The following is a 15,156-nucleotide window of genomic DNA, read 5'->3' as shown; positions in this document are numbered from 1 at the left end:
TATGTGTCTTAATACAGTTAATTATATAACAAGTTCTGCCAGTTTAGGAAGAGGGAAAATGAAAATAATTTTGATAGAGCTATCTGTACCTTGTGAATAAGGTCTCTATGATGTGGAAGTATAAAGATTGATACAAACGCAAACATAGATAAAAGCATATATGTACAAGTGAAAACAAGTAGTAAATATGACATTTCCTTTGACAAAGAAAGTTTCCTTGAAGCAAAATGGTGTTATTCAAAATTTTTGATCGGAGGAGAGGGTTGGCATGTTCATAGATTGGTTAAGTGGATTCAATCCAGCTGTGCAGGCACTGTTTGGAGGTACGCTGACCTGGGGGTTAACCGCTCTGGGAGCGGCATCGGTATTTTTCTTTACCAAAATTGAAAAACATACATTGAATATGATGCTCGGGTTTGCCGCAGGTGTCATGATAGCGGCATCGTTTTGGTCACTTCTTGCTCCTTCAATAGAGTTCAGTGAGCAAAATGGTCAGATTCCATGGCTGCCTCCAGCCATTGGCTTTTTACTTGGGGGCCTGTTTATAAGACTTTTAGATTTTGTAGTCCCTCATTTACATCTTGGAAATGAAAAGGAGAAGGCAGAGGGACCTCCAACCAAATTTAAAAAATCCACCTTACTGTTCCTTGCTATCACCCTTCACAACATTCCCGAAGGTTTAGCCATCGGTGTGGCTTTTGGGGCTGCCTCAATGGGACTTGGTGACGCAACATTGGTAGGGGCAATCGGGCTTGCAATCGGAATTGGCATACAGAACATGCCTGAAGGTGCGGCCCTGTCCATCCCGTTGCGCGGAGAAGGAATGTCACGACTGAGGTCCTTCAACTATGGTCAGCTTTCAGCCATCGTTGAACCCATTGCTGCCGTAATTGGCGCAGCTGCTGTCCTATTAGTACAGCCATTGCTTCCTTACGCACTTGCTTTTGCTGCAGGTGCCATGATTTTCGTGGTAGTAGAAGAGTTGATCCCGGAGTCTCAATCCTCTGGGAGTACAGACTTGGCTACATTGGGACTCATGCTTGGATTTGTAGTCATGATGATTCTGGACGTATCATTGGGTTAATAAAAGTAAGCATGCGGCTTAGATCGCATGCTTTTTTTCATTTCCAAAAATAGTATAATGGTAGAGAAGGGGGCGAAAGTGTGAAGATTGGTCTGGTGAGGCATTTTAAAGTAACAAGAGGATATCCTGATAGATTTGTGACATCCGAAGAACTAATGAAGTGGGTAAAAGAGTACGATGAGTCTGACGTAGAAGAGAATGAGGTAGATCTTCATGATATTGAATGGAAGAAGTGCTACGCAAGTGACTTAACCAGGGCAGAAGTAACTGCTCGAAAAATCTATGCCGGGGATATCGTATCTTTGAAGGAACTCCGTGAAATCAGATTATCTCCCTTATTCAGTTACAAGAGAAAGCTTCCACTGTTTTTACATTTGTTTATGATCAGGTTAGCCTGGTGGTTTAATCATCGCTCTCAGCCTGAAAGTAAGAATGAGATTCTTAAAAGAATCAACGGGATTGTCGATGCGATCATACAAGAGGGGGAGGACGTTCTTATCGTTGGCCATGGCGGGATTATGATATTTATGAGAAAAGAGCTTATAAAACGTGGGTATAGAGGCCCTAAGTTTAGAAGACCTTCAAACGGGAAGCTATATGTTTTTCAAGACAGAAAAGGATGATTCCCGGGAATCATCCTAAGTCATTTCTCTATCAGGTCAGTTTTTAACAATCAATAATATCTTTCCTTCATCGAGCTTTTCTTCGTACCGATCCGCTTCTTCGTGAGAAAATCCAACTTCCATCAGCTTGTTTCGGAGTTCATCACCTTTTTTCAGGATCATATTCCCTACTGCAGTCCCTATGCCTGTTTCCTTTACACCGATTTCATTGGCGTCAGCGCGATCAGCTACTCTGTCCGTCCGGTCATCATCATGGGATAATACATAAAGATTATGTTTATCGACACCTTGAGAAGAAAGCTTTTCAACTTCTGTAATTAATTCCTTATCGTCATAAAATTCCTTAACAGTCGGTTTCAATTCAGGTCTCCTCCATCATTCAAATTGTTTTGTCGTTTATCTTTTCCCGTGGGTTCCGGGTGGTAAACCTATTGAGATGTGGGTATACCTAATAGTGGTGTGAAATCAAAGAAAGGAGATCTCAAGATATGGAAGAAGTTCATTCTCTAGAAAACATCAAAGCTACACTTGCTGCAGAAAAGATGGTGTTACTATACATTTCAAGACCCAATTGCTCTGTTTGTCACTCCCTCTTGCCACAGGTGAAGAGAGTATTGGAAGAGTTTCAAGATGTGAAGGCCATTCATGCGGATGCAGAAAAAATACCAGAGATAGCTGGTGAATTATCCATCTTCACTGTCCCGGTCATCATCGTTTTTGTAGATGGAAAAGAAATGTTCAGGAAGGCACGCTTCGTTCCAATTGACGAATTACATAGCCAAATGACTCGCCTGGTGAAGATGTTAGACCACTAAACAAACGTTTGATTAAGAGAGAAAGTTGTTGATCTGACAAGGTAGAAAGGGTTAAACGGTTGTTTAAGATTAAGAGGAATCCTTTCATATAAAGGGATCTTGAGTAAAAGAGTATATTACAACCCATGACAAAAGAGCTGCTGAAAAAAGTAGATCTTTTGTCATGGTTCAGGGAATAGGTATATAATAGAGAGTATACGAGTATAGTAGTGATGAAGAAATAAAAGGGGGCTTGATGAATGATCAGAGTGTCCAGGACAAAGAAAGTCATGTTACTTGGTTTAGCAATCATCCTCATAATAGTAGCCAACCGGATTTCCAGTGTACAACACCTGACCGCAAGAATCGCCGCCAACCTGTATGTTAGCCTTAAGTATCAGGATCTTGACCTCGAATACCAGAACGTCGAATTCTCACCCCAGTTTGGAGATTATTCTGTAGCGTATAAGGACAAGGATGGAAAGGTCTATGGTTTCATGGTTACCCCTAAGTCAATGCCCGTCATCATACTTCACGATCCTCTTAATGAATCACCTTAATCAAGTCTGAAAAAATTATCTTCTTATCTATTAATATCTCTTTTTCATGTAAAAGACAAATCCGAATTGGTTAGAAGGCATCATAGATCATCCGGACCCGCTCCTTAAAGAGGCTGGTCTTTTTTTATATGAAGAAAATACACCCCAGGTCTTAGAAACAATTACTTCTACGGCTTCTGTTTGCATGATGGCGTTTTTTTTATGCTTAAGATATTCGTTCATATAGGAGTGACCTTGATGGAAGAAATCATGGCAAATTATTCGGCAGAGTGGGGGATATGGGGTGTATTGCTTTCTCTATTTATTGAAGGAAGTGCTTTCCCTTTTGTGGGCACTTTTTTTATCGTAACAATGGGATTTATTTTAGAATTAACGTGGATGGAGATAGGAGTCATTTCTCTATTAGGGAGCTTTCTTTATACAGCGGGGAGCTATATTCCTTATTTTATCAGCATGAAATTAGGTGCGAAGCTTGAGGCGAAGCTCAACCCTGAAAAACGGAAGAAGCTGAAAGAAGCTCAGGAAAAGTTCAGCCGCTATGGAATCTGGAGCGTAGCGATCGCAAGCCCCCTTCACTTTGGAAACGTCATTCCCTTCATGGCGGGCATGGCAAAAATGAATCTGAAAGTGTATTCTCTCCTTACTATGCTGGGGATTGCTCCATCTACCTTTTTATTCTTAAGTATAGGCAAGCTTTACGAGGGTGATAGAGAAGTGATCCTGGGGATGGTAGAAGAATATCAACTGTTGGTCCTGTCAGGGTTTATGCTGGTCACTGTCTTGTACATTCTTTCTAAAAGGAAGAGAGAAAAGGGAATAGGAGGATGATTAGTAAAGATTCGGAGACTGAAGATTTTACGACAATTTGATCATAAGTTCAATCCTAAAACTCTCTACACATATTAAATCCACGTAAAATCATCCCATTCCTCATTGCTTACACCCCTTCTTTCCTATACACTAGACCTATTCAAAAAATAGCACGTGTGGAGAGATCGTATGGAAGCAAAAATGATAAGAAGATATGACATTATGGAGGTCAGCCTGCTGGCGGGTAAAATCATGCTGCAAAGTGGTGCAGAGACGTATCGTGTCGAGGATACGATGATGCGCATCGCCGCTTCTTATGGGATTTCAGAATCTCACAGTTATGTGACGCCTACGGGGATCATCTTTTCGATAGAAACGTCTGAACCGACGAAAACGAAGCTGATTCGAATTAATGAGCGGTCTACTGACCTGGAAAAAGTAACCCTCGTGAATAGTATTTCAAGGCAAATCAGCAAGGGACACCTTACTCTTGAAGAAGCCTACAATGCCCTGGAGAAACTTGATCAATCAGATTTATCATACTCCTTTGTGATTCAGGTATTGGCTGCTTCCATTGCGAGTGGCTGCTTCCTCATCATGTTCCAGGGAGTGTGGAAGGACTTCATTCCGGCACTGATCACGGGCGGAGTCGGATTTACGAGTCTGATTTATTTTCATCGCCTCGTTCCGATTAAATTCTTTGCGGAGTTTCTTGCTTCCTTTATTATCGGTATGCTTTCCTATGGATTCGTCGAGCTTGGAGTCGGTCAGGAACTGGATAAGATTATCATTGGATCGGTGATGCCCCTGGTTCCCGGGCTCCTTATCACAAATGCCGTCCGGGATTTAATGGCAGGTCATTTGGTATCGGGTTTATCAAAGGGAGCAGAAGCCTTTTTAACGGCGTTTGCCATCGGGACAGGAATTGCCGTAGTTTTCACTCTGACATAGGGTGCATTTGATTGGTATCAGGAAAAAAGATTGAGGTGAAAAGGGAATGCTCATCATCGAACAATTAGTGACCAGCTTCATATCCGCTGCTGCTTTCGGGATTATCTTCAACGCTCCAAAGCAGTCCCTTTTCAAATGCGGAATTGTTGGAATGTTAGGATGGATCATCTACATAGGAATGAGTTTAAATGACGCGGATGCGGTACTTGCGACGTTACTTGCATCCTTTGTCGTTGCTGTGATCAGTCAGGTATTTGCGAAAATGTACAGAACCCCGGTCATCATCTTCTCGGTAGCCGGAATTATCCCTCTTGTACCTGGTGGGCTGGCATACGATGCCATGAGAAACTTCGTGCAGAACGATTACAACGCTGCCATCAACCTGGCAGCAAAAGCCTTCATGATTTCAGGCTCGATCGCCATCGGACTCATCTTCTCTGAAGTCATCAACCAAGTCATCCGAAACGCACGGTTGAATGTTAGTGCAAGACGAATGAGATAGAGGGACGGACCTTACTTTTGTGAGGTCTTTTTTTATTGGCTTCAGCAGAGCTTAGAAACAGAGTTGAACGAAATGAATCCACCTGCAGACTCCGCACGCATGTAACATTTTATCCCTTCCAACGTCTAATCAACAAATAGAACATATAGGAGGGTCATAGCATGAGTAAGAAATCTTATCTGCTCATCATTACTGGTTTTGTGCTGATAGTGGCACTTGGAACGTTTGCGTATAGTCAAAGACCTGTTGTGAAAGCCGAGGGGGAGATGGATGGCGATCTTCTCGTGATGGAAAATGACTCATGGAATCTGCAATTTTCAACTGCCCTGAATAAGGAAACGGTGACGTCCCGGAATATTTATGTAGAAGACTCCAATGGAGAGAGGATCAATGTCTCCTTCAAATTGAATGAAAATCGAAAGACCCTGCAAATTCAACCACCACCAGAAGGGTATCCCTCTGATACACACCAGTATACACTTCATATCTCTCCAAACGTGAAAACCAAATGGGGTTTTTCATATGACGGAGACACAGAAATACCCTTTTCTGTAACCTCTGACCTACCCAATATTCAATCCAAGGCAGAACTTACGAACTATTTTAAACAAATCTTAAAGAAAAATAAGGAAGATACGGAGTTTTCTCTTTTCGGAAGAGAAGGGGAAATGGAGTCCAAGTCATCTGAAGATAGTGCAGCTGGAGAGTCGTCTCAATCGGGATCCGATTTTTCTGAAACGAATAATCAGGTTAAAGGGGTTGACGAAGGGGATATAGTGAAGACCGATGGAAGTTATATTTACCAATTAACCGACCGCAGTCTGCTGATTACAAAGGCAAATCCCGTGAAGGAAATGAATGTAGTATCTTCTACCAGCTTTAAAGAAAATATTCAGCCCCATCATCTATTTTTACAGAAGGATAAGCTGCTCGTCATCGGTAACAACTGGGCGCCTGCCCATTTTCAAGGGGATATAAAAGAATCGATTGCTTCCACTATGCCTGTGGAAGGAACGACTGTTGCGTTTCTGTATGATATCTCAGACAAGGCTAAACCATCGCTACTCAGGCATGTTGAGCTTGAAGGTCAATATGTAACGTCCAGGAAGATTGATTCGACTGTATATTTGATTTCGAATATGTACCCAAATTACTGGATGCTTGAACAAGGAGGGGAACCTGATCTGAGACCCCGTGTGAAGGATAGTTTAACAGGCGATGAAACGACACCTCTTCCAATACAAGATATTAAGTATTTTCCGCAGTCACAGTCCCCAAACTATACTTTATTGACAGGCTTGAATATGGAAGATCCCGAGGCTTCTCTAAACATTCAAACGTATCTTGGAAGCGGCGATAAAGTGTATATGTCTAAAAACAATCTTTATGTGGCTGTAGAAAAATACAATGAAGATGGCAAGAACGGGTGGACCTCTTCAAATACGGAGATCTATAAATTTTCCGTAAGTGGTGGAAACATAGAGTATGCTTCATCAGGGCAGGTAGAAGGAAGGGCGTTAAATCAATTTTCCATGGATGAACATAAAGGTTACTTTCGGATTGCTACGACGAAAGGAGAGGTGTGGAACAGTGATTCACCTTCATCCAATGCTCTCTATATCTTAGATGAGAACATGAAGAATGTTGGTGAAGTAACGGATTTAGCCAAGGGAGAGCAAATCTATTCTGTCAGATTTATGGGAGATAAGGCATATATGGTCACCTTTAAACAAGTCGATCCCCTTTTTGTCATCGATACGGCAGACCCGAAAGCTCCAAAGGTTTTGGGGGAATTGAAGATTCCTGGTTTCAGCACCTATCTTCACCCCATTGACGAACATCATCTCATCGGGTTTGGTTTTGATACGAAAGTGGTGGGTGATGATAAAGCAACCAATGAGGAACCCAGAATCGTTAGACGGGGAATGAAGGTTTCATTATTTGATATTAATGACTTTCAGAATCCAAAGGAAACGGACACTGAAATAATAGGGGGACAGGGTACTCACTCTTATTTGTTGGACGATCACAAAGCATTGCTTCATGATCCTTCTAGAAATCTATATGGCTTTCCCATATCTGTTTATCATGAAAAAGAGGGAAGCCGGCATGAACTGGATTTTGACTATCAAGGTGCCCTCCTATATGAAATCACACCTGAAAAAGGAATCGTTTTAAAGTCTAAGCTCACAGAAGAAGAAAGCCAAGACAAAGAATATTACGAACAGTGGGAAGATCAGATTCAAAGACTCCTATATATTGATAATCTGCTTTATACAGTATCACATAAAAGGATGACTGCTTACTCTTTAGACGATTTTAAAAAAGAAAACGCGATTGACCTTCCATGATGAAAAACCCTTAAGGCGCTTTGCCTTAAGGGTTTTCTATTACTTAAGACTCCCTGATGAATCATTTAGACTATCTTTTTTTGTCAGGTTTTGAAAAAAAATCTATGGGTAGATAAGTATTAGCTTTTTACAATTTCCATAATTGAAGGGAGAACATTGAATGAACAATGATATAACTCAAGAATGGTACGGGTACTTAGGGAAGCTTCCTGATCTGTTATTGGCTCTACTAGTATTATTAATTGGTTGGATCATAGCAAAGGCTGTTGAAAAAGCCGTATACGGAATTTTAAAACGGATGAAGATTGATGACAACCTTTATTTTGGCAGCAGGAACGGAGAAAGGAAATGGACATCGGAGAAAGTCATTAGTAAAATTGTGTACTTTATTCTGCTTGTGTTCGTGTTTATTGCCTTCTTTAATATGCTTGATTTGAACTTTATTGCTTCACCATTGGTCGGTATGTTGAGTACGATGGCGGCAGCGATTCCAAATGTATTAAAAGCGGCACTCATTCTATTATTTGCATGGATTGTTGCCTCTGTACTGAAGGTGTTGATTGAGAAACTGGGTACAAGACCTGCAGTTAAAAGCACGCTGGTAAGATCTAAATTAGCAAAAGATGAAAATGATGTACATCGATATGTCTATACGGCTGCAAGAATTGTATTCTATCTCGTGCTTCTCATATTCTTACCGGGAGTATTAGCGGCTCTTAATATCACTGGGGTTTCAGGGCCTTTCACTGAAATGCTCCAAAACTTCCTAGGGTTTATTCCTAAGCTGTTTGCCGCAGCTATCATTCTCCTCGTTGGCTGGTTTGTAGCCAAAATTGTCCGGGATATCGTCACGAACTTTTTACAGGCGATTGGAACAGAGAGAGTTTCTGAACGATTCGGCATTGGCAAGCTCTTTCAAGGAACAACGGTTTCATCGGTCATTGGTACGATTGTATTCGTACTCATCATGATTCCGGTTACGATTTCTGCTTTAGATCAACTGGACATTCGTGGGATTTCAGAGCCGGCGATTAACATGCTGAATCAGGTACTGGTTATGCTTCCGAACATTGCGATTGCGATTCTGCTCATTCTCGCGGGAATCTGGGTGGGTAAATGGGTTGGAGCCATGGTTGCACGTTTATTGAACCGGGTAGGATTCAATTCTCTATTACGTAATATGGGGATTGGACGGATTCATACGAATAAGAATCCGTATGAATCAACCGGCTCAACTTATATGAATCTATCAGGACTTGTAGGTAGAGTCGTTCAAATCATCATTGTGTTCCTCTTTGTAGTAGAAGCCCTGGAAATTGTACGATTGGAATTCCTGGTAGCTTTGGCAACAGGTGTTCTTGCTTATTTACCACATGTATTGGCAGCCATCGTCATTCTTGGGGCAGGCTTATACTTAGGGAACTTAGTGAAGAGCATCATATCCAACGTATTGAGTGATCACTTCCAAGTACTTTCGACTATCACGAAATATGCCATCATTGCCTTAAGTTTCTTTATGGCTTTGGATCAATTAAAAGTGGCTGATTCCATCGTCAACATTGCCTTCATGCTGATTCTTGGTGGACTGGCACTAGCCTTCGGTTTGGCCTTTGGCCTGGGTGGGAAGGACTTTGCTCAAAAATATCTTTCTAAACTGGATCGGAAAATTGAAGAAGAAAAGAACAGGCCTGACAAAGGCGGAACGGATACACCTCCTTTCAATCAATAAGTGTAAAAACCACACGGTCCTTTTTGGATCGTGTGGTTTTTTGTTAGGGAATATTGATATAGATTTGATAAACCCTACGAGAATGACCTTCAGCTTCTGCATTAACACTTCCAACTACCACCCGGAATAAAAAAACGATATGATGATACATATATATACATAATGGAAGTTTTTTGTCGGAGGGGTGTTCATTTGAAGGTCATACGTTTTTTAAAGCCTTACCGTGCTGCCATGGCGGTTGCCTGGAGTTTAATGCTGGTAGAGCTTGCTGTAGAACTACTAAATCCGCTGTTTATGGCACGGATTATTGATGAAGGGATTATGAATGGAGACTTGGACGTGGTGATGAAATGGGGCTTCATTATGGTGGGGATGTCTCTCCTTGCATTTATTTCAGGCGTGACAAATTCATTTTTCGCCGCTCATACGAGTCAGGGATTTGGCTATGATGTGCGGGAGAGCTTATATAAAAAGGTTCAGTCGTTTTCCTTTGCAAGCTTTCACAAACTCCCGACTTCATCCTTGATCACCAGGATGACAAATGACGTAAGGCAACTGCAGAATACGATCTTCATGAGCTTACGCATTATGCTAAGAGCCCCCCTGCTTGTTGTCGGATCAACGATCATGGCACTCATCGTGAATGTTCGTCTGGCCCTTATTTTATTAATCGTGATTCCAGTATTATGGATGTTCCTGTTATGGGTCCTGAAACGTGGATGGAGCCTTTTTGAAAGAGTTCAATCCCGTCTGGATAAAGTAAACGACGTCATGAAGGAAAACCTCTCCGGGATGAGGTTAATCAAGGCTTATACTCGAAGCAAGTATGAAGAAGGCCGATTTCATGGAGCAAATGAAGATTTGAAGGATCGGACTGTCCGGGCTCTTCGCTTTATGGAGATCATCATGCCACTTCTGATGCTTGTGATGAATCTGGCCCTCCTATCCGTTTTGTGGTTCGGAAGTATAGATGTTGCCTCAGGTGGAGCTAAGGTAGGAGAAGTCGTAGCGATCATCACCTATGTTACGAGAATCTCTTCTGTTTTCTCAATTTTCTCATTTATCATTACGAGTTTTTCAAGAGCAAGAGCTTCCGCCGGACGGATAGAAGAAGTTCTTCAAACAGAGGTAGATTTAATAGACGGAGAAGAAGTCCGACAAGAAAACACTGTGGTGAACGGAGAGATTACCTTTAAGGATGTCTCGTTTCATTACCCTTCAACCCGAGGCAAGGTGCTTGAAGGTCTATCGTTTAAAGTGGAGGCAGGTGAGACGGTTTCTATCCTGGGAGCGACAGGATCAGGCAAAACATCACTGTTCCAACTCATACCACGCCTATACGATGCGACAGAGGGGGTAGTGGAACTGGACGGTAAGGCCATCCGCTCCTTTCCTTTGAACCACGTACGGAAAAATATTGGGTACGTGCCTCAGGAAGCAGTACTGTTTTCTGGTTCAATATCAGAAAACCTCCTATGGGGAAAAGAAGATGCCACAAGGGAAGAGATGATCCAAGCAGCAAGGGATGCCCAAATCCATGAAACCATTATGAATCTTTCCCAAGGGTATGATACAGCACTCGGTCAAAAGGGGGTCAATCTTTCAGGGGGACAGAAACAGCGTCTGTCGATTGCGAGAGCGCTCATTCGAAAACCAAAGATATTATTACTGGACGATAGTACGAGTGCTTTGGATTTGAAAACAGAATCCAAGCTGCTTCAAGCCCTTAAACAATACGAATGTACGACGATGATCATTACACAAAAAATAAGTACAGCCATGGAATCTGATAAGATTCTGCTCTTGGAAGATGGAGTGTTAATCGGAGAAGGGACCCATACCTCCCTATTAAAAGACTCCTCCCTCTATCAGCGGATTTTTCAATCCCAATTCGGAGAGGAGGAAATACATCATGTCTAGGCATGTGCGAAAGAGACTGGGGAAAAACGATAAAGCGAAAGATGCAAGAGGGACGCTGCGTCGTCTTTGGAACTACCTTTCCGAAATGAAAGTGATCCTGTACCTCGTGATATTAATGGTGTTCATTAGTTCAGCAGCAGCTCTTCTGGGGCCATTCCTTGTTGGGAAAGCAATTGATGAATACATTGTAACGAAAGAAACTTCCGGATTGATTGGGCTTGTTTTAGGTTTAATAGCCGTGTACATCTTCCATTCCCTGTCCGTATGGTTCCAAAATTATTGGATGATCGGTGTGGCTCAGGATACGGTCTACCGTTTGCGGAAGGACCTTTTTCACCAATTGCATCAACTATCGATCCCTTTCTTTGACAAACGGAAGCATGGGGAATTAATGAGCAGGGTGACAAATGATATTGATAATGTAAGTGCCACGTTGAATAGCTCGTTCATTCAAATCATATCCAGTGTCCTGACGTTAGTAGGGACCGTCACGATCATGCTCTGGCTCAGTCCGTTGCTTACCTTGATCACATTGACCATCGTTCCTCTCATGGCTCTCGGGATGAGGTGGATCACCAAAAGGACAGGACGATTGTTTAAACAATATCAACAAAATATCGGAGAGCTGAATGGCTATATTGAAGAGACGATTTCAGGGCACAGCATCATCAAGACTTTTTCCCGTGAAGAAACCGCTATAAAAGATTTCGGGGAAAAAAATCAAACATTGCGATCGTCTGCTTATTGGGCGGATACCTATTCCGGGTTTATCCCAAAACTGATGAATGTGTTGAACAATTTAAGTTTTGCCGTCATTGCCGGAGTCGGGGGGATCTTCGCATTAAATGGCATGATAACCATTGGAGTGATTGTGATCTTCGCTGAGTATGCCCGTCAATTCACCCGTCCGTTGAATGAACTAGCAAATCAATATAACACTTTATTATCTGCCATTGCCGGTGCTGAGCGTGTCTTTCAAATTTTAGATGAAGAGGAAGAAGCGAAGGATGAGGCGGATGCCGTGGAAATCGATTCCGTTGAAGGTAAAGTGGAATTCCGTCATGTATCCTTTTCCTATGAAAAAGGGGATCAAACGCTTCAGGATGTATCCTTCACGATTACGCCGGGTGAGACCGTTGCGTTGGTCGGACCGACCGGAGCAGGTAAAACGACGATTACCAACCTGCTGTCCCGTTTCTATGAACTGAATGAAGGAACCATTGAGATTGATGACCAGAACATCCAAACCATTAAACGGAGGAGTCTTCGTCAGCAAATGGGATTTGTCCTGCAGGATAGCTTCCTGTTTCAAGGAACGATTGCAGACAATATCCGTTACGGCAGACTCGATGCGGGCGATGAAGAAGTAAGGGAAGCGGCTAAATTGGCCAATGCCCATTCCTTCATAGAGAAAATGCCTGAGGGCTACGATACTTTATTACGACATGATGGCAGTGGGATCAGCCAGGGACAGAAACAATTATTATCCATTGCAAGAGCGATCCTTTCAAACCCTTCCATCCTTATTCTTGATGAAGCCACGAGCAGCATCGATACGATTACAGAGCTGAAGATCCAGGAAGCTCTCAAACGATTGATGAAGGGGAGAACCAGTGTAGTGGTGGCCCACCGTCTTAACACCATCCGCCAGGCCGATCAAATACTGGTCCTTGATCAAGGAAAGATCATTGAACGGGGATCTCATGATGAGCTTTTGAAGCAGAAAGGGTTTTATCATGGGTTGTATCATAGTCAGCTGAAGGAGAGCGGATGATAGGTTGTGTGAATTTTCAAAACACACAAAAACACCTCAAAAGTCAGCACTTTTGAGGTGTTTTTGTCATTAAGGGGCTAATCATCCCGTTAGCGATCCCTCTGGTGTTGCCTTAATCGGATAAAGACAACTCTGTAACTTGCAACATCACAAGTAATATATTTATATCTTGAACGTTGTTTGCAGATAATAAACAGCCGCGGGCAATTCCTTGAGTCGTTTGATATACCTAAACGACGTAAGCCCTACCTCTCTTACATCCTAACGGCTCCGAAGCCGATCCAGTGTGAATAAGTTGTTAAATCAAAACAGAATAGAATTACGAATTATCTTCTCTATCGTTTCAATGTATGTTACAAGATTACAATAAATAAATATAACATCAATATTAAAACGTGTCAAGGAAATTTGAATTATAATTCAAGTGACTGCGGCGAATCCTCATCGTCATTCATTAAGCGGATGCTGACAGGTTGGATTTTCAAGACGATGTAATTCGGATCGTCTGGACCTTCAAACCATCTTTTCATATGGTCATTCCATAGTTTTTCCTTATAATGAGAAGACTCTTCAATGGAGGCGCGACCTTCGATTTCGACGAAGGTATCTCCATACCCCTCTCCTTCGTAACCAAGAAGGATATGTACATTGGGATTGTCCTCAATTTCATCTGTCTTATGGGTTTCCTTGTTTGTTGACGTATATAGAGTCAACTCATCATGTGAGAAAGTCATATAACGGGAATGAGGTTTATTATTTTTTACCGTTGCCAGTGTCCCTACTTTGCTTTCGTCGAGCACTTTTAAGATTTGTTGTTTCAGTTCAGCTTGTGACACACAATCCATCTCCTTTAAAGGTTCATTTATATCCATACTATTCCTTTTATTAAGGTGAAATAAACATGGGAATGTGTATTTGGGGTGCTGTCCGGGAATAACGGGAATAACGAATACACAAAGGATGATGAGCGTGATACCTGAAGAATTAGTCGATCTCTGTAAGAAAAGGATGGAGCCCTATCCCTGTGAGGGGTTTGTATACGGACGCGGCCCCGGGCAGCCGACGATCATGATTGTCGGGGAAGCCCCGGGTGAAACCGAGATTCATAATGGAATGCCGTTTAGTGGACGGGCAGGAAAAGTGTTGGATGAGTTCTTTCAGTATCTGGAGGTTCCAAGGGAAGACATTTATTTTACCTCAACGGTCAGAAGCAGACCTTATAAAATTGTCCCTAAGAAAGGAGGGGAGAATGAGATCGTGGAGAAGAAGTATAACAGGGCCCCTAATCGTAAGGAACAGCTGGCCCATGCTCCCATCCTGGATTATGAGCTTCAGCATATTAAGCCAAAACAGCTTGTAACCTTGGGGAATATCGGGTTACAAAGACTATTGGGGAATCAGTACACGATCTCACAAGTGCATGGTGAGCTGATTCACGCTAAAATCAGGCGGTTAAAAGATCTTGATTCAAATGAATGGATCATGAGCGATGAAAGCTACTCGATTTTTCCCACCTTTCATCCTGCATCGATTTTCTACAATCGCTCATTAGAAAAGGAAATCTATAAAGACCTGGATAAGTTGAAAGAAATCCTCAGGGGGAAATAACATAAGAAAAGGCCGGCATTTATTTAAATGCCGGCCTTTTCTTAAGCTATTTTTCATTTAAATTCTCCTGAGCCATTCTCACAAGCTCCTTCACCATGTTACCGCCAATCCTTCCGCCAACTTTTCCTGCCTGCTCTGAAGTTAATTTTCCATTATAACCTCTTTGAAGAGGAATACCTTGTTCCTTGGCGATTTCATATTTCGCTTCTTTGGGATCTTGTGTACCAGAAACTTTCGCTTTTAATTGATCCATTGCGGCCCGGGATTCAGGTACAAGAAGTTTTCTTCTCGACATATTTTCACCCCTTTTTTAGATTGCCCAAATATTTTTTTATGAGTATAGAGTCTTGGCATATAAGGGTTTTTCCACGTTTAAGAAAATTTCGTCATAAAAAAAGATTGTCTAATTTGTGTCAAATAAAATATAATTCTTAATAGTTAGATTATTTT

The 15,156-nt window shown here is 42.0% G+C and carries 15 protein-coding genes; 12 read left to right on the top strand and 3 right to left on the bottom strand.

What is annotated here, in order from left to right; all coding sequences use genetic code 11:
• Window positions 1-268 precede the first annotated feature (268 nt).
• Complete coding sequence (locus ACQKFO_RS20815) at window positions 269-1,084, top strand: ZIP family metal transporter (RefSeq protein WP_427600686.1); 816 nt, start codon at window positions 269-271, stop codon at window positions 1,082-1,084.
• Between the two features lie 80 nt (window positions 1,085-1,164).
• Complete coding sequence (locus ACQKFO_RS20810; RefSeq protein WP_427600685.1) at window positions 1,165-1,707, top strand: histidine phosphatase family protein; 543 nt, start codon at window positions 1,165-1,167, stop codon at window positions 1,705-1,707.
• Window positions 1,708-1,743: 36 nt separating this feature from the next.
• Here ACQKFO_RS20810 and ACQKFO_RS20805 read toward each other — a convergent pair whose 3' ends face one another.
• The gene (locus tag ACQKFO_RS20805; RefSeq protein ID WP_427600684.1) at window positions 1,744-2,067 is read right to left on the bottom strand and encodes a general stress protein; all 324 of its coding nucleotides are present in this window, start codon (window positions 2,065-2,067) and stop codon (window positions 1,744-1,746) included.
• 128 nt (window positions 2,068-2,195) lie between these two features.
• On the opposite strand from ACQKFO_RS20805, the gene ACQKFO_RS20800 reads away from it, so the two are divergent.
• From ACQKFO_RS20800 to ACQKFO_RS20760, 9 genes are all read left to right on the top strand, one after another.
• Window positions 2,196-2,522, top strand: a complete 327-nt coding sequence (locus ACQKFO_RS20800) for a thioredoxin family protein (RefSeq protein WP_427600683.1) — start codon at window positions 2,196-2,198, stop codon at window positions 2,520-2,522.
• Window positions 2,523-2,761: 239 nt separating this feature from the next.
• Window positions 2,762-3,061, top strand: a complete 300-nt coding sequence (locus ACQKFO_RS20795) for a hypothetical protein (protein WP_427600682.1) — start codon at window positions 2,762-2,764, stop codon at window positions 3,059-3,061.
• Between the two features lie 237 nt (window positions 3,062-3,298).
• The gene (locus tag ACQKFO_RS20790) at window positions 3,299-3,889 is read left to right on the top strand and encodes a DedA family protein (protein WP_427600681.1); all 591 of its coding nucleotides are present in this window, start codon (window positions 3,299-3,301) and stop codon (window positions 3,887-3,889) included.
• 171 nt (window positions 3,890-4,060) lie between these two features.
• Complete coding sequence (locus ACQKFO_RS20785; RefSeq protein ID WP_427600680.1) at window positions 4,061-4,822, top strand: threonine/serine exporter family protein; 762 nt, start codon at window positions 4,061-4,063, stop codon at window positions 4,820-4,822.
• 46 nt (window positions 4,823-4,868) lie between these two features.
• Complete coding sequence (locus ACQKFO_RS20780; RefSeq protein ID WP_044339076.1) at window positions 4,869-5,324, top strand: threonine/serine exporter family protein; 456 nt, start codon at window positions 4,869-4,871, stop codon at window positions 5,322-5,324.
• 161 nt (window positions 5,325-5,485) lie between these two features.
• Complete coding sequence (locus tag ACQKFO_RS20775; RefSeq protein WP_427600679.1) at window positions 5,486-7,675, top strand: beta-propeller domain-containing protein; 2,190 nt, start codon at window positions 5,486-5,488, stop codon at window positions 7,673-7,675.
• 160 nt (window positions 7,676-7,835) lie between these two features.
• Window positions 7,836-9,404, top strand: coding sequence for a mechanosensitive ion channel (locus ACQKFO_RS20770; protein WP_427600678.1), 1,569 nt, complete (start codon window positions 7,836-7,838; stop codon window positions 9,402-9,404).
• Window positions 9,405-9,635: 231 nt separating this feature from the next.
• Window positions 9,636-11,324 carry an ABC transporter ATP-binding protein gene (locus tag ACQKFO_RS20765; RefSeq protein WP_427600790.1) on the top strand — a complete coding sequence of 563 codons (1,689 nt, stop codon included), beginning with the start codon at window positions 9,636-9,638 and terminating at the stop codon, window positions 11,322-11,324.
• Window positions 11,317-13,098 carry an ABC transporter ATP-binding protein gene (locus ACQKFO_RS20760; RefSeq protein ID WP_427600677.1) on the top strand — a complete coding sequence of 594 codons (1,782 nt, stop codon included), beginning with the start codon at window positions 11,317-11,319 and terminating at the stop codon, window positions 13,096-13,098. Before ACQKFO_RS20765 ends, ACQKFO_RS20760 begins: the two co-directional genes overlap by 8 nt.
• 413 nt (window positions 13,099-13,511) lie before the next feature.
• Here the strand turns inward: ACQKFO_RS20760 and ACQKFO_RS20755 are convergent, their stop codons facing one another.
• The gene (locus tag ACQKFO_RS20755; RefSeq protein ID WP_427600676.1) at window positions 13,512-13,934 is read right to left on the bottom strand and encodes a pyridoxamine 5'-phosphate oxidase family protein; all 423 of its coding nucleotides are present in this window, start codon (window positions 13,932-13,934) and stop codon (window positions 13,512-13,514) included.
• A gap of 127 nt (window positions 13,935-14,061) precedes the next feature.
• Between ACQKFO_RS20755 and ACQKFO_RS20750 the strand changes: the two genes are divergently transcribed.
• Complete coding sequence (locus ACQKFO_RS20750) at window positions 14,062-14,706, top strand: uracil-DNA glycosylase (RefSeq protein ID WP_427600788.1); 645 nt, start codon at window positions 14,062-14,064, stop codon at window positions 14,704-14,706.
• Window positions 14,707-14,752: 46 nt separating this feature from the next.
• Here ACQKFO_RS20750 and ACQKFO_RS20745 read toward each other — a convergent pair whose 3' ends face one another.
• Window positions 14,753-15,001, bottom strand: coding sequence for a small, acid-soluble spore protein, alpha/beta type (locus ACQKFO_RS20745; protein WP_427600675.1), 249 nt, complete (start codon window positions 14,999-15,001; stop codon window positions 14,753-14,755).
• Window positions 15,002-15,156: the final 155 nt, after the last annotated feature.

It is taken from the genome of Rossellomorea sp. NPDC071047 (assembly GCF_050270195.1).
Classification (GTDB): Bacteria; Bacillota; Bacilli; order Bacillales; family Bacillaceae_B; genus Rossellomorea.
This window is presented reverse-complemented; position numbering and strand designations above follow the sequence as displayed.

Coding starts and splice junctions, on each gene's coding strand:
- ACQKFO_RS20815 (WP_427600686.1), top strand. CDS start 269: ATGTTCATAGATTGGTTAAGTGGATTCAATCCAGCTGTGCAGGCACTG.
- ACQKFO_RS20800 (WP_427600683.1), top strand. CDS start 2,196: ATGGAAGAAGTTCATTCTCTAGAAAACATCAAAGCTACACTTGCTGCA.
- ACQKFO_RS20795 (WP_427600682.1), top strand. CDS start 2,762: ATGATCAGAGTGTCCAGGACAAAGAAAGTCATGTTACTTGGTTTAGCA.
- ACQKFO_RS20790 (WP_427600681.1), top strand. CDS start 3,299: ATGGAAGAAATCATGGCAAATTATTCGGCAGAGTGGGGGATATGGGGT.
- ACQKFO_RS20785 (WP_427600680.1), top strand. CDS start 4,061: ATGGAAGCAAAAATGATAAGAAGATATGACATTATGGAGGTCAGCCTG.
- ACQKFO_RS20780 (WP_044339076.1), top strand. CDS start 4,869: ATGCTCATCATCGAACAATTAGTGACCAGCTTCATATCCGCTGCTGCT.
- ACQKFO_RS20775 (WP_427600679.1), top strand. CDS start 5,486: ATGAGTAAGAAATCTTATCTGCTCATCATTACTGGTTTTGTGCTGATA.
- ACQKFO_RS20770 (WP_427600678.1), top strand. CDS start 7,836: ATGAACAATGATATAACTCAAGAATGGTACGGGTACTTAGGGAAGCTT.
- ACQKFO_RS20765 (WP_427600790.1), top strand. CDS start 9,636: ATGGCGGTTGCCTGGAGTTTAATGCTGGTAGAGCTTGCTGTAGAACTA.
- ACQKFO_RS20760 (WP_427600677.1), top strand. CDS start 11,317: ATGTCTAGGCATGTGCGAAAGAGACTGGGGAAAAACGATAAAGCGAAA.
- ACQKFO_RS20750 (WP_427600788.1), top strand. CDS start 14,062: ATGAGCGTGATACCTGAAGAATTAGTCGATCTCTGTAAGAAAAGGATG.
- ACQKFO_RS20745 (WP_427600675.1), bottom strand. CDS start 15,001: ATGTCGAGAAGAAAACTTCTTGTACCTGAATCCCGGGCCGCAATGGAT.